Here is a 20,664-nt window from a genome sequence, read left to right on the forward strand (position 1 = left end):
GTCGGCACACTAAATTCTTTATGCTTTTGTCCGTGTTGTTACTCCCTGTTAAAGAGTGTTGACACCAACAAATCAAATTGTGGTGCCCGGAGGCGGAATCGAACCACCGACACGAGGATTTTCAATCCTCTGCTCTACCGACTGAGCTATCCGGGCAACGGAGCGCTATTAAACGGATTTTCTGCATAACCGTCAACTCCTTTTTTGAAAATAATTTAAAAAACCGTTCGTTCGTTGTTTTTTTATTCAAAAGTGAGGGTTATGTTTTACCTTGGTTAAATTCTTTTTTGAATTGCGTTACTTTTTCGAGGTATCGGCGCGACTCTTTATTTGGATGCTTCTTGGTAAGCGCCCAGTAGGCTTGGCTCGGTTGCAGCGAGTTTAAGTCTTGCATTGCTCGCTTTCTGTCCTTACTGAAGGTATTGAGTACGCCACCAGTACCGCCGTTATAGGCTGAAATCATACTGTATTCAAGCGTTAATGGGTTTTTTACGTCTTTCAAATAACGATTTTTAAGGATGTAAAAGTATGCGGTGCCAGCATCAATGTTGTTTTCTGGATTGAATAAGTACTCAGGGCTTGGTTCACCAGGTTTCTTTTTGACGTGTTCAAATACATCTCGACCAGCGGTTTTAGGTACCACCTGCATAAGACCATAAGCATTAGCCCAACTTACGGCGTACGGGTTGAAGCTACTCTCTGTCTTGATGATAGCGTAGATTAAATCTTCAGGGATGTCATAACGCTGAGACGCTCGTCGAACGATGTCGGAATATTGATAACTACGCTGGCTAGCGTGGTCGGCCACCATTGGGATTTCAACGTAGTAGGCTTTTTTAAAGTCGACTTCTTTGGTTTTTAGGTTATTCGCGATCAGGTAATCCGCAAACTGGTTCGCTCGCCAAGTCCATTGAATGGGCTTTTTTTCTTGGTCTACGACCTGATTATAGAGGAAAGGTTTGCCTTCTAGCTTGATGCTTTTAGAAGAGAATAGATCGACATGCGCCGGATCATCTGGCGTCAAAAGGGTCGTCATGATCGCATTTTTGAGGTGTTTTTTCGGTTCGGTAGAGGAAACCGTTTCCACCGTTACCAGGCCTTGGCTAAAATTCACTTCTGAACGACTTAAGTAATTATCTATGTATTTCACATAGTTACTCTTACCTGCCATCTTGATTTCACTGCTACCCCAACGTTTTTGAATGTTGCCTGAAAAGCTATCTATTAATGAATCTAGCGCCCCGGTATCTTTTTCAAATTGTCCGGGTAGCTCAGCTAAATTCTTCACAAACCGGTTGGTTGGCTCGTAATTGACATCATAAATGCTTTCGACAAATTCACGGCTGCAGCCAGTTAATAACATGGCTGTTAGGAAGTAACTTAGCTTTTTCATAGTTCCTCATACAAAAATGACATCGCAGCGTTAACCATGATGTCATTAAAAATTGCTTAAATAAATGTCTTATTCGCTTGGTGGAGTATAGCCATCAATTACGACATCTTTACCTTCAAAAAGGAAGTTAACCATCTCAGTTTCAAGAAGTTTACGATGCTCAGGATCCATCATGTTTAGCTTCTTTTCATTGATAAGCATAGTTTGCTTGCTTTGCCATTGTCCCCAAGCTTCTTTAGACACGTTGTCAAAGATACGCTTACCTAAGTCACCTGGGTAAAGTTGAAAATCTAGGCCTTCAGCATCTTTTTGAAGGCGAGCACAAAATACAGTGCGGCTCATAGTGGTTCCTCTTATCGCGTTCGTTGATTCAAACGTCGTCGTTCAGTTCAAAGGGTAGGCTCTCAATAAGCTGCTTTACAGGAGCGGCTAGGCCAATTTCTTCCGGTTTTGATAAGTTATACCAGAGACCTTTAGCCCCTTCCATTATCAAATCTGGTTGTTTATCTAATTTCACTAATACTGGCGTGATATCTAAGTGGTAGTGGCTGAAAGTGTGTCTAAACGCAATCATGGTCTTGATCGAATTGGTTTGAGTGTCTTTGATCGAACGAAGATCTAGTTGATGTTCGATCTCTGCGTTTTCATTTTGAGGGAAACAAAACAATCCGCCCCAGATACCAGATTGAGGGCGCTGTTCGAGCCACACTTGGTTGTCGTGATACAGAATCACAAACCATGTGTCTTTTACTGGCTTTTCTTTCTTAGGCTTTTTGCCAGGGAAGTCGAGCTGTCTATCGAGCTTCTTGGCCTCACACATGCTTTCAATCGGGCACAAGGTGCACTTAGGCTTGCTACGGGTACAAACCATGGCACCCATGTCCATCATTGCTTGGTTGTACTTATCGACATCTTTGTTCGGAGTATGTGCTTCGGCGTGTTCCCAAAGCTGGTTTTCGACTTTCTTTTGCCCCGGCCAACCTTCAACGGCAAAACTTCTCGCAAGCGTTCGTTTTACATTGCCATCAAGAATCGCATGAGGAAGTTTATGAACCGATGATAAGACGGCTGCTGCTGTTGAGCGACCAATCCCCGGTAGCGCGTTCATCTCTTCGATAGACAGCGGAAATTCACCACCATATTGCTCAGCAACGATCTTGGCTGCTTTATGTAGATTGCGAGCTCGTGCGTAATAACCAAGCCCTGTCCATAAGTGGAGTACCTCATCTTGTTCGGCGTTCGCTAGATCGATAACTGTTGGAAAACGTTCCAAGAAGCGTTGGTAGTATGGAATCACCGTGGTGACCTGAGTCTGCTGAAGCATGATTTCAGATAGCCAAACGGTGTAGGCGGTTTTGTTTTGTTGCCAAGGTAATTCTTTACGCCCGTAGGCGTCATACCACTTTAATATGGCGGTTGCGAAAGGAGTCACGACATGCTCTATGCTTTGCTATTATTAGAAGCGAAATTGCACCACACTTAACGTTGGATGTAAAACAGACAAATTGTGTGGGAATTTATCCACGGAAAGACTTGCACCGAAGGCAATTCTTTGGATAATCCCCGCTTTGATTAATCAATGTGCAGGCAAAAATCAATGAGTGAAGTGACCACTAACGAATATACTGAAGACGGCAAACTGGTTCGTAAGATCCGTAGTTTTGTTCGCCGCGAAGGCCGCTTAACAAAAGGCCAAGAGAACGCGATGAATGAATGTTGGCCAACAATGGGTATCGACTACAACCCAGAGCTTCTTAACTGGAAAGAAGTATTTGGCAACGATAACCCAGTTGTACTAGAGATTGGCTTCGGTATGGGTGCATCACTGGTTGAAATGGCAAAGAACGCACCTGAGAAGAACTTCTTAGGTATTGAAGTTCACAGCCCAGGTGTTGGTGCTTGTTTGGGTACTGCGCGCGATGCTGGCGTAACTAACCTGCGTGTAATGTGTCACGATGCTGTAGAAGTATTTGAACACATGATTCCAGATAGCAGCCTGCATACACTGCAACTGTTTTTCCCTGACCCATGGCACAAGGCTCGCCACCACAAGCGTCGTATCGTTAAAGCTGAATTCGCTGAAATGGTTCGTGCTAAGCTACACCTTGAAACTGGTATTTTCCACATGGCAACTGACTGGGAAAACTACGCAGAGCACATGATTGAAGTAATGAACGTTGCTCCAGGTTTTGAGAATATCGCTGAAGATGGTGATTACATTCCTCGCCCGGATGAGCGTCCACTGACTAAGTTTGAAGCTCGTGGCCATCGTTTAGGTCACGGCGTTTGGGATATTAAGTACAAGCGTACTAAGTAATTCTGAACCTAAACAAATGAAGGTGAGGTTTGATTAGGATCTTAACCTTACACTTTGTGGGATTGATAAAAGCCAACATTATTGTAGTGTTGGCTTTTTTGTCCTTAGGCTTTTATTTCAGTAAAGGCTTAACGACAGAAAGTAATACCAATCACAGTAAGTAAGTGATCAGAAATAGCGTAGGAAAAAGGCTTGAGAACAAGGCAGCATTTTTCGATAAGTAGTTACTCTACAATCAAAAACTCTAACGCAGTTATCGAGCATTTTAACAAGCTAGAGTGAGCTGTTATTTACTACGATTGGTATATGTTACATCCCTACAAAAATAACAATATAGAAGTAAGCACACATGAAACCAACTCAAGCTATTTTGGCCGAGATCTTAGAAGAAGTTCGCCCTTTAATTGGTCAGGGAAAGGTCGCTGATTATATTCCTGCATTAGCGCGTATATCGAACCAGAAACTGGCGATTGCGGTGTACACCAATGAAGGAGAAGTGATTCAAGCTGGTGATGCAGAGGAAGCCTTCTCTGTACAATCTATCTCTAAGGCTTTGAGTTTGACGTTAGCAATGGTGCTCTATAAGCCGGAAGAGATTTGGCAAAGAGTAGGCAAAGAGCCTTCTGGTCAAGCCTTTAACTCGATGATTCAGCTTGAGATGGAGCATGGGATTCCTCGTAACCCGTTCATCAATGCTGGTGCAATTGTTGTTGCAGACCTACTACAAAGCCGCTTGTCAGCACCAAGACAGCGTTTATTGGAGTTTGTACGTCAGTTATCGGGCGATACTCATATTGTGTACGACAAGGTAGTAGCGGCTTCAGAAATGATGCATAGCGACCGTAATGCCGCTATCGCGTACTTGATGCGTTCATTTGGTAATTTTGAGAACGATGTTATCCCTGTACTTAATAATTACTTCCATGCTTGTGCACTTAAGATGACTTGTGTGGATTTGGCGAAAACCTTTAGCTACTTAGCGAACAAAGGTGTGTCAGTACAGACTAAGAAAGAGATCATCACGCCGGTAAAGACCAAGCAGCTGAATGCTTTGCTTGCAACTTGTGGCTTGTACGATGGGGCTGGTGAGTTTGCCTACCGTGTTGGTATGCCAGGAAAATCGGGCGTTGGTGGCGGTATTATTGCTATCGTTCCTGGCGAAATGACGATTGCGGTGTGGTCTCCAGAGCTTGATCCTTCTGGCAACTCGCTCGCAGGTACTAAGGCTCTAGAGTTGCTTTCAGAGCGAATTGGTCGTTCTATTTTCTAAGAGAAAGATTCGAGCACGGACGTTGTCCTATAGAACGCTTCGCACCGAGAGAGGGCTATAAAACAAAAAGGGTTGACCCTAAAGCCAACCCTTACGCAATGCTTCTCGAATCTCGAATCTCGAATCTCGAACTACTCGTCTTCTTCTGCCATAAAGGCTTCTAACAGATCATTGAGAAACAGCTTTCCTTTTTCAGTGATCTGCCAGTGAGTGTCGGTTTCCTTCAAGTAGCCTAGCTCTTTTGCCCATTCAATCGTTTTTTGAATCGAGTCAAAACCAAGCCCTGTCGTATCAATGAAATCCTGCTTTGGACATGCTTCCATTAACCTAAAGCGGTTCATGAAAAATTCAAAAGGGCGGTCTTCATTCGGCACTTCAAATTCATCTGATAGATAAGGTTTTACCATGTTTTGGTACGCAGCTAGATAGCCTCTAGGGTGCTTAACCTTAGTGGTACGAACAATGCGTCCATCTGTAAAGCTCAGCTTGCCATGAGAGCCACAGCCAATACCTAGATAGTCACCAAAGCGCCAGTAGTTGAGGTTGTGTTGACACTGATAGCCGGGCTTGCTGTAGCCTGAAATTTCGTACTGCACATACCCTGCGTCTGCGAGCTTCTTATGGCCTAGGTCGAAGATATCCCAAAGGTCATCATCATCAGGCAGCGTTGGTGTTTTGTAATAGAACATGGTGTTAGGTTCTATTGTTAGTTGATACCAAGATAAGTGTGGAGGATCGAGCTCGATTGCTTTGTCTAAATCAGCCAAGGCTTGATCAATGCTTTGATCCGGTAAACCGTGCATTAAATCTAGGTTGAAGCTATTCAATCCGATTTTATGCGCTAAATGAGCAGCGTTAACCGCTTCATCTTGCCCATGAATACGGCCAAGCCTTTCCAGTTTCTCTTGCTCAAAACTTTGCACACCCACCGAGATTCGAGTTATGCCTGCTTTTTGGTAACCAGCAAAACGCTCAGCTTCGATAGTTCCCGGGTTGGCTTCCATGGTGATTTCTATTTCAAGTTTGAACGGGATGCGCTGTTCAATGCCTTGCAGCAATCGACCTATACCTTCTGGAGAAAATAGACTCGGCGTGCCACCACCAATAAAGATCGAATGTAATGGGCGAGGTACGTCATTGAGTTGGTACTTTTCGATATCGGTATCGAGATCCTCAAGCAGAGCATCGATGTACTCTTTTTCAGGAATCTCGGCTTTGAGAGCGTGAGAGTTAAAATCACAATACGGACACTTTTGTACACACCATGGGATGTGTACATAGAGGCTAAGTGCGGGTGGTATTAGCGCTGCATTGTGCATTACAGAGCTTGCTCCTTGAGAGTCTTGAATAGTGACGCAAGCGCTTTACCACGGTGTGATAGTTGCTTCTTACGCGAAGATTCAAGCTCTGCTGAGGCGCAGTTATCTTCTGGTACAAAGAACACAGGATCGTAGCCAAAGCCATTCTCACCGTGTTCTTCAGTAAGAATACGACCTTCCCATTTACCGTGACACACTAGAGGTGTTGGATCATTCTCGTGACGCATTAGCACCAACACACAGTGGAAACGCGCAGTACGCTTTTCAGTTTCGACACCTTGCATCGCATCTAATAGTTTTTTGATGTTCTGCTTATCGGTTGCCCCTTCACCTGAGTAACGCGCTGAATAGATACCTGGCGCACCATTTAAGTAATCAACCTCTAAACCTGAGTCGTCAGCAATGGCTGGCAGCCCTGTTTCTTTCGCTGCGTGGCGAGCTTTGATGATGGCATTTTCAATGAAAGTCGTTCCTGTTTCAGCGATTTCTGAAACGTTAAATTCACTTTGCGCGACAACGTCAAAACCAAACTCAGACAGAATATCTGCCATCTCGCGAACTTTACCTTGGTTGCCTGTTGCTAAAACAATCTTACTCATGGGAATGTAGCTCTAAATAAGTTAATAAATGAAAAGTAAGGTTTGAGCTTACTCTTCTATATAGAATTTCTGTGTGAAACGCAGTGGACCAGTGCCTTTTAGGCCTGCGTTCACATCGATGTCGAAGGTGATGTTTTCTTCGTGAGTTACGGGGAACTCAGCAAGGTAATAAATCGCATCGCCTTCTTTGATTTCTCGAAACTTCAAAGTACGGGTGTTTCCAACGAGGTTCTTCGCTGTTCCCGTAATTTTAGCCGTTGTCGCAGGCTTGCCTAGAGAAGCCTTGTCTAACACGCTGATGTTGAGGATTGCTGAGTATCCATTTCGCTTAAGTTTGTATTGCTTAGCGACTTGCGAAGTTAAGAACGTGGAATTAAAAGCCGAGTAATGAACCTCGACATCCTTAATGTTCTTAAATTGCCCTGCTGAGCTTGGTAAGGCAACAAGAGCGGTGAGTAGTGCTGTTATCCATAAACGCATAATGACTCCAATAAATAGCAAAAAGCCATCATAGGATGGCTTTGACTTCAGTTGGGATTTGGCTTGGCGAGCATATTCGAACTTGCTTGTGCCTACCGAGATCTCCCTTTTCTATCTTAATTTGCCCTTTTGCGACCTTAAACTGTTTCGCGAGGTATTTCGCTAAATGGGCATTGGCTTTGCCATCAACCGGTGGTGCAGTAATGGCAATTTTCAGTTCCTGACCGTGCAAGCCGACAATTTTGTCTCGGCTTGCTTTGGGTTGGATATAGAGCCTAAGAAGAATATCGTCTTCCTCGGCCCAAACCGCTTTTGGCATCGTCAAAGTACCTGATGTTTGTACTTGAATTATAGCTGATACCAAATAGGGCCAATCATGTCGCCCATTAGGAAGTTCGCAAATTGCAGAACAATGAACAGAACCAGTACGCTTAGGTCGAAACCACCCATGTCCGGAAGGATACGGCGGATAGGCACTAGCATTGGTTCAGTCAGTTGATGGAATACGTACTCGATTGGACTACGACCTTGGCTTACCCAGCTAAGGATTGCACGGATAAGTAGAACCCAGAAGATCAAACCACCCGCCGCTTTTAGCAAAGATAGTGCACCAAAGATCAGGAAGCTGATATCGAAAACGGCAGCGCCGCCAGAGATAATCAGGTTTAGAGCAACGAACTTAAGTACACACAGCACATAAGCGAAAACAACGGTCGCTAGATCAAGGCTGCCGATTGATGGAATAACTCGGCGTAGTGGGGCAACAACCGGTTGTGTCGCTTTTACGATGAATTGTGAGAATGGGTTGTAGAAATCTGCACGTGATGCTTGTAGCCAGATACGCAAGATCACAACCATGATGTAAAGATCAAAAACGGTCGAGATCAGAAAGCTCATCGAGTTCATATTGTTTCCTTTTTCGGATTTACTTGCCGCTTAGATATAACCAGAGCGGCAAAATGCTTGTTTACCTTGATTGGTACTAAAACAGTTTTTCCATCTCTTCAGCTCGAGCAACCGCCGCTTGCATGGCTTTTGCTACGATGTCTGATAGTTGATGTTCGTTAAACGTGCGTAGTGCTTCTGCGGTCGTGCCGCCTTTGGATGTCACTTGTTCACGCAGTGTTGATAATTCAGTATCTTGGTTTGCTACCACCATCTCTGCCGCGCCTAATGCAGACTGCTGCACTAGCTTACGAGCGGTTTCTTGGTCAAAACCTTGCTTGATTGCTTCAGCTTGCATCGCTTCCATAAACAGGAAGAAGTAAGCCGGAGCGCTACCCGCCGCCGCAATGATGTTGTTGATTCCAGACTCTTGTTCAACCCAACTTACTTCACCAACAGCTTGCATCAGCTGAGAAGCAAAGTCTTTATCATCTTGGCTGACAGTTGCATCGGCATAAAGACCACTCATCCCTTTACCAAGCAGTGATGGCGTGTTTGGCATCACACGAACAAGGTTCAGTTGGCAGTTTAACATCTCATTAAGTCGATTCGCATTAATACCCGCGGCAATTGAGATAACCAGTTTGTTGCTGAAGTCGATATCTTGTAAGGGTTTACATACATCAGCCATCATTTGTGGCTTCACGGATAACACAACAACGTCTGCTTTTTCAGCTGCTGCAATATTATCGCTGGTGGTATTGATGCCGTATTCTTGTTCTAACGGCAGCCTTCTGGTTTCTGAAGGTGCTGTCGCAGTAATCTTTTGCGCTGGGTAACCACTAGCAACTAAGCCAGCTACAATTGAGCGAACCATGTTTCCCGCCCCAATAAAGGCGATGTTCTTATGTACCATATATAAAATCCTGAGCGTGTCGCTGCGCGGATAAGGCGAAGCGGTATCAATACTTGTACTTGTCGTTACTTACTACGGCTATTTCGCGTAATCACGAGCGCCGAAAATAGCTGTTCCAATACGAACCATTGTGCTGCCAGCCTCAACTGCTGCATCCATATCACCACTCATCCCCATCGAAAGGGTATCAATGTCTGAATACTTCGCGGCTAGCTTGTCTTTAAGCTCTGCCAGTTGAGAAAATGCATTAAGCTGAGATTGATAGTCAGATACGTTTGCAGGAATCGACATCAACCCTCTTAAAGTGAGGTTGGGCAGTGAGGAAATCAACTCTGCCAGTGCAAAAACTGACTCTTCAGATGTGCCAGACTTGGACGCTTCACCACTGGTGTTTACTTGAATTAACACTTGCAAAGGTGGAAGCTCGTTTGGACGTTGGTCATTCAGTCTCTGAGCGATCTTATCGCGATCGACGGAATGTACCCATGCGAAGCTTTCTGCGATAGGGCGAGTTTTATTTGACTGGATTGGACCAATAAAGTGCCATTCCAAATTTAGGTTAGAATGTTGTTCTGAAAAGTGTTTTACTTTATCGACACCTTCTTGAACATAGTTTTCACCAAAGGCAATTTGGCCTCCGAGTGCGGCTTCTAGAATCGCATCATTAGGTTTAGTTTTGCTGACGGCTAAAAGTTGCACGGACTCTGGAGCTCGTCCGCACTTTTGCTCAGCACTACGAATCTGTGAGGTGATTTGTTCGATATTTTGTTGAATACTACTCATAGCTGACTTTACTTAAGGGAAAATAAATGGATATCACTGAGTTACTAGATTTTAGTGTAAAGCATAACGCGTCAGATCTACATCTTTCTGCGGGTGTATCTCCAATGGTACGTATAGATGGTGAAGTAAGGAAGCTTGGAATACCAGCTTTGAGTCATGCTGATGTGCACCGTTTGGTTTTTGAGATCATGAGCGACTCGCAGCGCGGTGAATTTGAGGAAAAACTGGAAGTCGACTTCTCTTTTGAATTACCCAATGTTGGTCGCTTTCGTGTTAATGCGTTTAACCAAGCCCGTGGCTGCTCAGCTGTCTTTCGAACTATCCCTGTCGAAATCCCGACTTTAGATCAGTTAGGTGCACCTGAGATCTTCGAAAGGATTGCTAACTACGAAAAAGGGTTAGTGCTCGTCACTGGTCCAACTGGCTCTGGTAAATCAACGACTCTTGCGGCGATGGTTGATTACGTAAATCGCAACCACAATAAGCATATTCTGACGATTGAAGACCCGATTGAATTCGTTCACACCAATAATAAATGCCTAGTCAACCAGCGTGAAGTTCACCGTGATACTCACAGTTTTAAAGCGGCACTGCGCAGTGCCTTACGTGAAGACCCAGACGTGATTCTGGTTGGTGAACTTCGTGACCAAGAGACGATTAGCTTAGCGTTAACCGCAGCAGAAACGGGTCACTTGGTCTTTGGTACTCTGCACACCAGTTCTGCGGCTAAAACGATCGACCGTATTATCGATGTGTTCCCAGGTAGCGATAAAGATATGGTTCGTTCGATGTTGTCTGAATCACTGCGCTCGGTGATAGCCCAGAAGCTGCTAAAGCGTGTTGGTGGTGGTCGTGTGGCGTGTCATGAAATCATGATGGCAACACCGGCGATCAGAAACTTGATTCGTGAAGATAAGGTCGCTCAGATGTACTCGATCATTCAAACGGGCGCAGCGCACGGCATGCAGACCATGGAACAAAATGCGAAGCAGCTGATGGCGCAGGGCTTGGTTGATTCGGAAGAGGTCGAGAAAAAGATCGAAATTGAAACCTCAATGTTTTAATCAAGGTGGACACAATGGAATTGAATCAAATCCTTGAGGGAATGCTTTCTCAAAAGGCATCGGATCTTTATATCACGGTTGATGCGCCAATCCTTTTTCGTGTGGATGGTGAATTACGCCCTCAAGGAGAGAAGCTGAATGCGGCACAGGTTGCTCAATTACTTGATGCGATGATGGAACAAGATCGACGTGATGAGTATCAGCAAACGCGTGAGGCTAATTTTGCCATCGTGCGTGACTTTGGTCGTTTTCGTGTCAGTGCATTCTTTCAGCGAGAGCTACCTGGAGCGGTCATTCGACGTATCGAGACTAACATCCCAACCTTTGAGCAACTAAAGCTTCCTGATGTACTACAGGACCTATCAATAGCTAAGCGCGGACTTGTGCTGGTGGTTGGTGCGACAGGCTCTGGTAAATCGACCTCAATGGCTGCAATGACAGGCTATCGCAACACCAATCGCTCGGGACATATCTTGACGGTTGAAGACCCTATTGAATTTGTGCACGAACATAAAAAGTGCATCGTGACGCAGCGTGAGGTCGGGCTCGACACCGAGAGTTACGAAGTCGCGCTTAAGAACTCGCTACGCCAAGCACCAGACATGATCTTGATTGGCGAAATCCGTAGCCGTGAGACCATGGAATACGCGATGACCTTTGCTGAAACGGGTCACTTGTGTATGGCAACCTTGCACGCCAATAACGCTAACCAAGCGCTAGAGCGTATTCTTCATTTGGTGCCGAAAGAGCAGAAAGAACAGTTCTTGTTTGACCTATCGATGAACCTGCGTGGTGTCGTCGCTCAGCAACTCATTCGCGACAAGAATGGCAGCGGGCGTCATGGTGTATTCGAGATTCTGCTGAATAGCCCTCGTGTTTCTGACTTGATTCGTCGTGGTGAACTACACGAACTGAAAGCAACCATGGCTAAATCGAAAGAGATAGGTATGCAGACCTTTGACCAAGCTTTGTATGATTTAGTGATAGCAGGCAAGATCAGCGAAGAGGATGCGTTCCACAGTGCCGATTCTGCTAATGACTTGCGCTTAATGCTCAAAACTAGACGTGGTGATGACGACTACGGAACTGGGGCGTTGGCTGGTGTGAAGATAGATATGGGGTGATAAAAAACGCCTGATTTGATTCTAGGTTAAAATCAGGCGTTCATCATATTCATCGTTCGACTGCGTCTGTATTATCAACGCTTCTTGTTCTTAGGCTCGCTGATTACGTTTGCGTCAGTCGAAGTATGATTCATATAACCTGCATTATTGGAGCTTGTCGAACTGCATGCTGATATTGCTAGAGCTACGAAGATTGCTAGAAAAATTTTCATGTGAACTCCCACTTACCTAATAATGAATTGCTTCGACATTACGCCGTAATATCATTATAGGATCACAAAGGAGTTTAATCTTTGAGCTCTTAATTTTCGTTATGAATATTGTGCTTCAAACCAGCTCTCTAAAATGACGACTGCAGACTGGTTATCGACATTACCTTTACTTAGTGCTTTGTAGCCGCCCATTTCAAAAAGGTCGGCCCTTGCTTCTGTCGTAGAAAGTCTTTCATCATGCAGTTCAACATCGACACCAAAGCGCCCTTTTAGGCGATTGGCAAACTTCTTCGCCCTTGGTGTAATCGCGGCTAGATCTTTACCATGAAGATCGGTAGGAAGACCAACCACGATAAGATTCGGCTGCCACTCCTTAATTTGCTTTTCGATATCGTCCCAATTTGGGATGCCATCTTTGGCTTTAAAAGCTTTTAGAGGGCTTGCGGTGCCCGTGATTTCTTGTCCTATCGCACTACCGATACTTTTTGTACCGTAGTCAAATGCCATAATTGTTCGTGACATGGGGTTTCCAAATTTATCTGTGTTTGAGAGTGTCTGTTTATTTTACTTAGTTGATTTGAGCTAGGCGTGACCAGCGTCTGCTGAAAGCTGAGCTGCATTAATGCCTAACATCTGTACAGCGACTTTCCAGCGGTCAGAAATCGGTGTATCGAAGATGACCTTCGGATCGGCTTCAACGGTTAACCATGAGTTCTCGGTCAGTTCTGTTTCCAGTTGTCCGGGTTCCCATCCTGCATACCCAAGTGCGACTAAATAATTCATCGGCTCATCTTCTGTGCCCAACACCATCAAGATATCTTTTGAGGTTGTCACTGAGATTTGATCCGTCATGCTGATACTGGATTGATAGTTGCCTTTAGGTTTGTGCAAAATAAACCCACGGTCTTCTGCGACCGGTCCACCATTCAATACAGGCTTATCAAGACTTGCTTGGTTGGGTTTTGGCTGATCAGAATCAACCTCAACTTGCTTAAGCATGCTACCGACAGTGACATCAATAGGGGCGTTGATCATCAAACCCATCGCGCCTTCGTCATTGTGCTCACAAAGGTAAATCACCGAATTTTGAAAGTATGGGTCTTTCATTCCGGGCATAGCAACCAGAAAGTGGTTCGTTAAATTCATAGAGCCTCCTGCCAGTGTGTTCCCAGTAAAGGAAAAAGAGCGGCGTAAAGCCGCTCATTGTTCTTTGCCTAGATATTTCTGTGTTTTCGAATAGCTAAGGCTTTCTTTAGTTTAGGCTATTTAGCGTTAACGCGACGCTCAATTGCATCCATTAATTTACCTGTAACTGAAATATCAAAAGCGGCTTCAATTTCACGGATACAAGTAGGGCTAGTCACGTTAATTTCAGTCAGCTTGTCGCCGATAACATCAAGCCCAACAAAGATTAAGCCTTTCTCTTTCAGTGCTGGAGCAACTGCTCTTGCGATAGCCCAGTCTGTTTCACTTAGAGGACGAGCTTCACCTGTACCGCCAGCAGCAAGGTTACCTCGAGTTTCCCCTTTTGCTGGAATACGCGCTAGACAGTAAGGCATTGGCTCACCGTCGACCACAAGAATACGCTTATCACCATTGCTGATGTCTGGAACAAAAGTTTGTGCCATTGCGTAGTTCTGACCGTGGTTGGTCAAGGTTTCAATAATAACTGATACGTTTGGATCGCCTTCTTTCACACGGAAGATAGACGCGCCGCCCATGCCATCAAGTGGTTTTAGAATCACGTCGCCGTGTTCTTCTCGGAACGCTTTAATTTTTTCAGCTTTACGAGTCACGATGGTGGTCGGTGTCAGTTCAGGGAACCATGCCGTGAACAACTTCTCGTTACAGTCACGTAGGCTTTGTGGTTTGTTGACGATCAGTGCGCCGTTCTCTTCAGCACGCTCAAGAATGTAAGTTGCGTAGATGTACTCAGTATCAAACGGAGGATCTTTACGCATTAGTACCGCATCTAAATCGGATAGCGCGATAGTCTGTTCTGATTTGAACTCGTACCAACCGTTTGGATCTTCTTTTAGTTCAACAACCTTAGTGTCAGCAATGGCTACGCCTTGATCTAAATGTAGATCATCCATTTCCATGTAATGGATTTCGTAACCACGACGCTGAGCTTCAAGCATCATGGCAAAGCTAGAGTCTTTTTTGATGTTAATGGATGAAATTGGATCCATTACGATGCCAAGTTTGATCATTTTTTTCTCCTAGCCTAGATCGCCAAAACGGACTTGTAAGGCAGTAATTGCGGTTAGAGCTGCTGTTTCGGTACGAAGTACACGTGGGCCGAGTAGCGTCTCTTCAAATTTGTATTGTTCTGTCATGCCGATTTCTTCAGCCGACAAGCCACCTTCAGGGCCGATCAATAGGCGTACCTTACTGATAGGTTCTGGAAGGGTATTAATTGAGTATTTTGCACGAGGATGTAAGTTCAGCTTTAATGCTTCACTCGGTTCGCTACACCACTCTTCAAGTTGCATGATAGGGCGAATGACTGGAACCGTATTGCGGCCACACTGTTCACACGCCGCGATAGCAATCTTTTGCCACTGTGCGAGTTTTTTCTCGAAGCGTTTTGTATCAAGCTTAACGCCACAGCGCTCTGAAATTAAAGGGGTAATGGTGTTCACACCAAGCTCAACCGATTTCTGAATCGTGAACTCCATTTTGTCGCCACGTGAAATCACTTGGCCTAAATGTAAGTCTAACGGAGATTCGCTGCTGCGTTCGATGCGTTCAGAAACATTAACGGTGACATTTTTCTTTGATACTTCGGCTATCGTCGCAGGGAATTCAGCGCCACTGCCATCAAATAGAAGGACTTCTTGGCCTTCTTTCATGCGAAGGACACGACCAACATGACCCGCGGCATCTTCGCCTAAAGCGAGTGAACCTAACTGATGAATGCGTTCTGGGTGATGAATACGAGGGATTCTCATGCTGGTAAACCTATAAATATGTTCATTTGGGTATTTTGTCTCTGCCTAACATGGATGCTTTTAGTTGAAAAAACAAGGGTAGAGCAAGAGTTTCAGGGGCAATTCTGAAACTCTTGTTTGAGATAGTTAGGAATGTTGATTGTACGAGCGACGTTATTTACAAGCAGGGTAAACAAATGGGTTGTGATTACCTTGGATGGCATAGATTCGCTCATCACGAGTACATTCCCACTTGTCGACAGGAAATTGCTTGTTCCACGCCATCATTAGGTTGGTTTGTTGCTTAGATAGTTTGAAACCATACTCTTGGCTCATGTAAAGGTAAGTACGCGCGATAGAGCCTTTTGCTCTGTCTGGCGGCATAACTTTACGCTGCTTGAAGTTGACCTGCATTTCACACTGACCATAGCTCACACCATCCATGCCATTCCACTGACTGAAGTTGTAGTTGGAGCGATCACCGTTAACCTCGCCAATGGCCGGAGTTAGGTTGTGAAGGTCGGCTTCCATGGATTTGAATATTTTGTCATTGCGAGTGCAGTTCTTGCGCCCACCATCTTGCCAACACTGACGCTGGTGGCCAAATTGCCAAGCTGGAACCACGTGTTCCCACTCAATTCGACTCGCCCGCTTTTGTTGTTTTCGGACTTGATAGCCACAGCCATCAAGGTCGGGAATACCTTTCTTTTTGTCCTTCCAAGTAATGTCACAGCCGCAATAAAATGAAGTCGGATGGTCGAGGTAAATCTTCACCGCTTCTCTTTTTGCTTTGGAAAATGAGCTCGGTGGTGCGGCGAGAACGCTTTGGGTTACCAGTAGGCCAAATACTATTGTTAAGTAAAAAGATACAGGCAGGCCAAATGCTTTGAAGGTGAGTTTTTGCATAGAAAAAGACTGATAAAAGTATGATAAACATCAGTCTAGCACTCAAATGTTAGATCTCTCTATTAGATTTGTTCTACCGAGTAAATCAACCTGTCACTAGCTTAGTTGAGTTCCCGTGAAAGCTAAGGTTTGCTGGCACAATTGGCAGCGGTAGGTCGATTGATTCCGAAGTACTTTGTTGTGTCGTCTGATTGATAATGGGTAAGTGGTGCACTCACATCGATATTCAAAGGTTTTCCCTTGAACTGACGCGATTTCAAAGCTGTGAGTTGTTCTGGCTGGCACGTTGAATACTTTTTCCATCACGTATTTCCACTCGTTTCCGTGAGGCCTAACACGTCCGAAAACCTGATGCGTGATCAGGTGTGCGAGTTCATGTGGCACAACCTCGTTGATGAAGGCATCTTCATTTTCAGAAAATAGTACGTGGTTGAGCTTAATTTCGTTGAGCTGAAGGTAGGCCTTTCCCGCCGCTTTGCCTCTTAACTTGAAGGTGATAGTTGGGTGTGGAAATTCACGAGAGAAATGTTGATTTGCGATAGCTAGGCATTCGGCCAATTTCTTATTTGCTCGGTGTTGTTGCGGGGTGTAAGACAAACGTTGTTAACTCCAAATAAAAGGCCTCAGCGTTTAAACCAAGGCCTAATCATAACATTGCTTGTTGATCTAGCGATGCTTTACACGTGATGTTTTTTCTTAATGATCTCGTGATAAGCGTGCCATGTAGCATAGCCAAGTAGCGGCATGGTGACGATCATTCCGATGCCGTAGGTGGCAAAACCCACCAAAATACCGGCACAAATAATACTCGCCCAAACCACCATTGCAGGGATGTTCGATTTCACGGCATTAAAGCTAGTGAAAATCGCACTCATCACATCAACGCGTCTCTCCATCATTAACGGAATTGAAAATGCTGAGATGCTAAATATGAGGCTTGCGATAACAAAACCAATCACAGAACCCGTAATTAAGAAGGGAGCGAACTCAGCCAGTGGTGCGCCTTGCACTGAAGGGTAGAGCGCGTGCAATAACGCAGCGATACGCATCCAGAATATCATCGCAACCATCAATACGATCGCAAAGGCCCATTGGTGGGTGGAGTTGCGAGTGATGGCTTTCATCGAGTGCAGTAGGCTTGCGTTGTGGCCTTTTTCTCTTTCCCAAGCTGCGTCATACAAGCCCAGAGCAAGAAACGGCCCTATTAGCATGTACACGATCAGGCTTGGCATTACGACCAAGTGTGTTCCTTGCCATTGGACAAGCTGAACAATGGCGATTGCCGCTCCCATAAAGCACAAACCGTAGAATGCGCTGATTAATGGCATTCTTACTAAGTCATGCAGAGCAAGCGACAACCAATGAAAGGGTGCGGAAATACTGATTTGGTTACAAGGAATGGTGCGAGCGTAATCCTTATCGCTGACCTTGTGTTTTTTATCGTTCAGTTCGGATGGGTGCGCGGTACGAGGCATAGATCCCCCTAGTTAAATAACGTCCTAGTTATAATTCCATAAGGCTCATCGATGTGGCTTGTGTGAGAGTTATGGTGTTGAGCTAAATTGCTCTTTGTCATCCCAGTTTTTGTTCTAGCGTGCATTTAACGAGCGTTATCAGGCTGAATTAATTTAAGTTAAATGTGAGCTTGATCTCTTAGGAGTTACCTTAACTATTGTCAGTAGTGTTAGAAAACACAAATTATCAGCGGTTTTTTATACTAAGTGGTTAACGGTAAAGAAGGGCATTAGAGAAGAGAATGGCGAGTGAAAGTAAGGTAAGTACATAAAAATAAAGCCCTTACTAAGAAGTAAGGGCTTTAAAGAAACAAATCGCAGTGGCTAAATTATTTTAGGCCAGCGAAGTCCGCAAGGATTGCTGCTTTGTCAGTCGCTTCCCAAGGGAACTCTTCACGACCGAAGTGACCGTATGCAGCAGTTTGCTTGTAGATAGGCTGAAGAAGGTTCAGCATCTCTTGAAGGCCGTATGGACGTAGGTCGAAGTTTTGACGAACAGCTTCAATGATGATTTCGTGTGCTACTTTCTCAGTACCGAACGTTTCAACCATGATAGATGTTGGATCAGCAACACCGATAGCGTAAGACAGTTGAATCTCACAACGGTCAGCCATACCAGCAGCAACGATGTTTTTCGCAACGTAACGAGCCGCGTAAGCTGCAGAACGGTCAACTTTTGATGGATCTTTACCAGAGAATGCACCGCCACCGTGACGAGCTGCGCCGCCGTAGGTATCAACGATGATCTTACGACCTGTTAGACCACAGTCACCCATTGGGCCACCGATTACGAAACGGCCTGTTGGGTTGATGAAGAAGTTAGTGTCTTTGTTGATCCACTCAGCAGGAAGTACTGGTTTGATGATCTCTTCCATTACTGCTTCACGTAGATCCGGTGTTGTTACTGAATCGCAGTGTTGAGTCGAAAGAACAACAGCGTCGATACCAACGATTTTACCTTGGTCGTATTGGAACGTAACTTGAGATTTCGCATCAGGGCGAAGGAAGTCAAGTTTACCGCTCTTACGTACTTCAGCTTGCTTCTTAACAAGAAGGTGAGAGTAAGTAATTGGAGCCGGCATTAGGATTGGTGTTTCGTTAGTCGCGTAACCAAACATGATGCCTTGGTCGCCTGCGCCTTGCTCTTTAGGGTCTTCTTTATCAACACCTTGGTTGATGTCTGGAGACTGCTTACCAATTGTGTTTAGAACAGCACAAGAGTCAGCGTCAAAGCCCATATCAGAATGAACGTAACCAATTTCACGTACTGTTTCACGAGTGATTTCTTCGATATCAACCCATGCAGACGTTGTTACTTCACCGCCAACCATAACCATGCCGGTTTTAACGTAAGTCTCACAAGCAACACGTGCTTTTGGATCTTGTTCCAAGATGGCATCAAGAACAGCATCAGAGATTTGGTCTGCAATTTTATCTGGATGGCCTTCTGAAACAGATTCAGAAGTGAATAGGTGCTTAGCCATGAGAGCTCCACTTTTAGTTTTTGGTGTAAATAGTTTATGGCGTCGCAAGCTAGGAAGCGCGCCATTAAATACAGTATATTTTGTAGGTGTTTCTACATCTAGACGGCTATTCTAAATTCCAGCGGTCGAATTACAAGCTCTTTTTTATGATATGTCATAACTAATCGTTTGCGTATCGATTGAGATAAGCCACTGCCAAGTGATGTAAATGTTCGAAAATTGCGAAAAATGACCGTTAAAATGCCAGTAAAACGTTTGCAGTCGCAATAGTCGTTTGAGAGAATACCCGCGCTAATTAAAATGAAAACATTAGCACTATCTCTTTTTTAAATCGCTTATGTATCCAGGAGCAGACATGCCTTCTCGTAAAGATCTAGCCAATGCAATCCGCGCACTTAGCATGGACGGTGTTCAACAAGCAAATTCAGGCCACCCAGGCGCACCTATGGGTATGGCTGACATCGCTGAAGTTCTTTGGCGTGGCCACTTGAACCACAACCCAGCAAACCCAGAGTGGGCTGACCGTGACCGTTTTATCCTGTCTAACGGCCATGGTTCAATGTTGATTTACTCTCTGCTTCACCTTGCAGGCTACGAGCTTTCAATTGAAGATCTGAAAAATTTCCGTCAACTGCACTCTAAGACTCCTGGTCACCCAGAGTACGGTTACGCTCCTGGTATCGAGACAACGACGGGTCCTCTAGGTCAAGGCATCACTAACGCTGTTGGTATGGCAATGGCAGAGAAAGCACTGGCTGCACAGTTCAACAAAGAAGGCCACGACATCGTAGACCACTACACTTATGCATTCATGGGTGATGGCTGTCTGATGGAAGGTATCTCTCACGAAGCATGTTCACTAGCTGGTACGCTAGGTCTTGGTAAGCTAGTTGCTTTCTGGGATGACAACGGTATCTCTATCGATGGTGAAGTGGAAGGTTGGTTCTCTGACGATACTCCTAAGCGTTTTGAAGCATACGGCTGGCACGTAATCCCAGCAGTAGACGGTCACGATCCGGAAGCAATCAATGCAGCTATCGAAGCAGCTAAAGCAGACCCTCGTCCAACGCTTATCTGTACTAAAACTATCATCGGTTTTGGTTCTCCAAACAAAGCTGGTACGCACGACTGCCATGGCGCTCCACTAGGCGCTGATGAAATCACAGCAACTAAAGCAGCATTGGGTTGGGAACACGGTCCTTTCGAAATCCCAGCAGATATCGCAGCTGAGTGGAATGCGAAAGAAGCAGGCGCAGCGAAAGAAGCAGCGTGGAACGCGAAGTTTGACGCATACGCAGCGGCTTACCCAGAGCAAGCAGCAGAATTCAAACGTCGCACTAACGGCGAACTTCCAGCTGAGTGGGAAGAGAAAGCAAACGCAATCATTGCTGATCTTCAAGCTAACCCAGCAAACATCGCTTCACGTAAAGCATCTCAAAACGCACTAGAAGCGTTTGGTCAAATG

The 20,664-nt window shown here is 45.0% G+C and carries 24 protein-coding genes and 1 tRNA gene; 5 read left to right on the forward strand and 20 right to left on the reverse strand.

Translation table 11 applies throughout. From position 1 onward, the window contains the following. Positions 1-80 precede the first annotated feature (80 nt). The 4 genes from AB4161_RS21540 to mutY form a co-directional block, all read right to left on the reverse strand. Positions 81-156: transfer RNA gene (locus AB4161_RS21540), tRNA-Phe, on the reverse strand. A 103-nt stretch (positions 157-259) separates the two neighbouring features. Continuing rightward, on the reverse strand, positions 260-1,393 hold the full coding sequence (gene mltC / locus AB4161_RS21545; RefSeq protein ID WP_372084260.1) for a membrane-bound lytic murein transglycosylase MltC: 1,134 nt from the start codon (positions 1,391-1,393) through the stop codon (positions 260-262). 69 nt (positions 1,394-1,462) lie between these two features. Then, entirely contained in the window at positions 1,463-1,735 is a 273-nt protein-coding gene (locus tag AB4161_RS21550) for an oxidative damage protection protein (RefSeq protein WP_010435637.1), read from the reverse strand. A gap of 28 nt (positions 1,736-1,763) precedes the next feature. Next, positions 1,764-2,825 (reverse strand): A/G-specific adenine glycosylase, encoded by a 1,062-nt coding sequence (gene mutY, locus AB4161_RS21555; protein ID WP_372084262.1) that lies wholly within the window; start codon positions 2,823-2,825, stop codon positions 1,764-1,766. Between the two features lie 165 nt (positions 2,826-2,990). Between mutY and trmB the strand changes: the two genes are divergently transcribed. Together trmB and glsB are read left to right on the forward strand one after the other, a co-directional pair. Beyond that, positions 2,991-3,710, forward strand: a complete 720-nt coding sequence (gene trmB / locus AB4161_RS21560) for a tRNA (guanosine(46)-N7)-methyltransferase TrmB (RefSeq protein WP_008223608.1) — start codon at positions 2,991-2,993, stop codon at positions 3,708-3,710. Between the two features lie 349 nt (positions 3,711-4,059). Beyond that, entirely contained in the window at positions 4,060-4,980 is a 921-nt protein-coding gene (glsB, locus tag AB4161_RS21565) for a glutaminase B (RefSeq protein ID WP_136983007.1), read from the forward strand. Positions 4,981-5,111: 131 nt separating this feature from the next. Here the strand turns inward: glsB and hemW are convergent, their stop codons facing one another. The 7 genes from hemW to AB4161_RS21600 all read right to left on the reverse strand — a co-directional run bounded on the left by hemW (position 5,112) and on the right by AB4161_RS21600 (position 9,962). Then, entirely contained in the window at positions 5,112-6,299 is a 1,188-nt protein-coding gene (gene hemW / locus AB4161_RS21570; RefSeq protein ID WP_372084264.1) for a radical SAM family heme chaperone HemW, read from the reverse strand. Continuing rightward, the gene (locus AB4161_RS21575) at positions 6,299-6,898 is read right to left on the reverse strand and encodes an XTP/dITP diphosphatase (protein WP_372084265.1); all 600 of its coding nucleotides are present in this window, start codon (positions 6,896-6,898) and stop codon (positions 6,299-6,301) included. Before AB4161_RS21575 ends, hemW begins: the two co-directional genes overlap by 1 nt. 48 nt (positions 6,899-6,946) lie before the next feature. Further along, the gene (locus AB4161_RS21580; RefSeq protein WP_017062246.1) at positions 6,947-7,378 is read right to left on the reverse strand and encodes a DUF4426 domain-containing protein; all 432 of its coding nucleotides are present in this window, start codon (positions 7,376-7,378) and stop codon (positions 6,947-6,949) included. A 28-nt stretch (positions 7,379-7,406) separates the two neighbouring features. Further along, entirely contained in the window at positions 7,407-7,697 is a 291-nt protein-coding gene (yggU, locus tag AB4161_RS21585; protein ID WP_017067797.1) for a DUF167 family protein YggU, read from the reverse strand. Positions 7,698-7,726: 29 nt separating this feature from the next. Then, entirely contained in the window at positions 7,727-8,284 is a 558-nt protein-coding gene (locus AB4161_RS21590) for a YggT family protein (RefSeq protein WP_017067798.1), read from the reverse strand. Between the two features lie 76 nt (positions 8,285-8,360). Continuing rightward, positions 8,361-9,179, reverse strand: a complete 819-nt coding sequence (gene proC, locus AB4161_RS21595; protein WP_017063196.1) for a pyrroline-5-carboxylate reductase — start codon at positions 9,177-9,179, stop codon at positions 8,361-8,363. Positions 9,180-9,257: 78 nt separating this feature from the next. After that, positions 9,258-9,962 (reverse strand): YggS family pyridoxal phosphate-dependent enzyme, encoded by a 705-nt coding sequence (locus AB4161_RS21600; RefSeq protein WP_372084267.1) that lies wholly within the window; start codon positions 9,960-9,962, stop codon positions 9,258-9,260. Between the two features lie 26 nt (positions 9,963-9,988). Here AB4161_RS21600 and AB4161_RS21605 point away from each other — a divergent pair, with 26 nt between their 5' ends. Both AB4161_RS21605 and AB4161_RS21610 read left to right on the forward strand, forming a co-directional pair. Beyond that, complete coding sequence (locus tag AB4161_RS21605; protein ID WP_017062242.1) at positions 9,989-11,026, forward strand: type IV pilus twitching motility protein PilT; 1,038 nt, start codon at positions 9,989-9,991, stop codon at positions 11,024-11,026. Positions 11,027-11,040: 14 nt separating this feature from the next. Then, the gene (locus AB4161_RS21610; protein ID WP_017062241.1) at positions 11,041-12,150 is read left to right on the forward strand and encodes a PilT/PilU family type 4a pilus ATPase; all 1,110 of its coding nucleotides are present in this window, start codon (positions 11,041-11,043) and stop codon (positions 12,148-12,150) included. A 74-nt stretch (positions 12,151-12,224) separates the two neighbouring features. Here AB4161_RS21610 and AB4161_RS21615 read toward each other — a convergent pair whose 3' ends face one another. The 9 genes from AB4161_RS21615 to metK all read right to left on the reverse strand — a co-directional run bounded on the left by AB4161_RS21615 (position 12,225) and on the right by metK (position 19,199). Continuing rightward, positions 12,225-12,362 carry a hypothetical protein gene (locus AB4161_RS21615; protein ID WP_372084268.1) on the reverse strand — a complete coding sequence of 46 codons (138 nt, stop codon included), beginning with the start codon at positions 12,360-12,362 and terminating at the stop codon, positions 12,225-12,227. 99 nt (positions 12,363-12,461) lie between these two features. Beyond that, positions 12,462-12,884, reverse strand: coding sequence for a Holliday junction resolvase RuvX (gene ruvX, locus AB4161_RS21620; protein WP_004735480.1), 423 nt, complete (start codon positions 12,882-12,884; stop codon positions 12,462-12,464). Between the two features lie 60 nt (positions 12,885-12,944). Beyond that, a complete protein-coding gene (locus tag AB4161_RS21625) occupies positions 12,945-13,508 on the reverse strand; it encodes a YqgE/AlgH family protein (protein ID WP_017062239.1) in 564 nt (187 codons plus the stop codon). Positions 13,509-13,624: 116 nt separating this feature from the next. Next, entirely contained in the window at positions 13,625-14,575 is a 951-nt protein-coding gene (gene gshB / locus AB4161_RS21630; protein WP_004735482.1) for a glutathione synthase, read from the reverse strand. Positions 14,576-14,584: 9 nt separating this feature from the next. Next, a complete protein-coding gene (gene rsmE / locus AB4161_RS21635) occupies positions 14,585-15,316 on the reverse strand; it encodes a 16S rRNA (uracil(1498)-N(3))-methyltransferase (RefSeq protein ID WP_017062238.1) in 732 nt (243 codons plus the stop codon). A 153-nt stretch (positions 15,317-15,469) separates the two neighbouring features. Continuing rightward, positions 15,470-16,201, reverse strand: a complete 732-nt coding sequence (locus AB4161_RS21640; protein ID WP_017063198.1) for an endonuclease — start codon at positions 16,199-16,201, stop codon at positions 15,470-15,472. 96 nt (positions 16,202-16,297) lie between these two features. After that, positions 16,298-16,798, reverse strand: a complete 501-nt coding sequence (locus tag AB4161_RS21645; RefSeq protein ID WP_017062236.1) for a SprT family zinc-dependent metalloprotease — start codon at positions 16,796-16,798, stop codon at positions 16,298-16,300. Positions 16,799-16,878: 80 nt separating this feature from the next. After that, a complete protein-coding gene (locus tag AB4161_RS21650) occupies positions 16,879-17,676 on the reverse strand; it encodes a DUF2189 domain-containing protein (protein ID WP_017062235.1) in 798 nt (265 codons plus the stop codon). Positions 17,677-18,044: 368 nt separating this feature from the next. Next, entirely contained in the window at positions 18,045-19,199 is a 1,155-nt protein-coding gene (metK, locus tag AB4161_RS21655) for a methionine adenosyltransferase (RefSeq protein WP_017062234.1), read from the reverse strand. A gap of 355 nt (positions 19,200-19,554) precedes the next feature. On the opposite strand from metK, the gene AB4161_RS21660 reads away from it, so the two are divergent. Next, positions 19,555-20,664 (forward strand): thiamine pyrophosphate-dependent enzyme (locus AB4161_RS21660; protein ID WP_372084270.1); only part of this gene is annotated, 1,110 nt, incomplete at its 3' end.

The sequence above is a fragment of the Vibrio sp. 10N.286.51.E5 genome (assembly GCF_041469125.1).
GTDB lineage: Bacteria > Pseudomonadota > Gammaproteobacteria > Enterobacterales > Vibrionaceae > Vibrio > Vibrio crassostreae_C.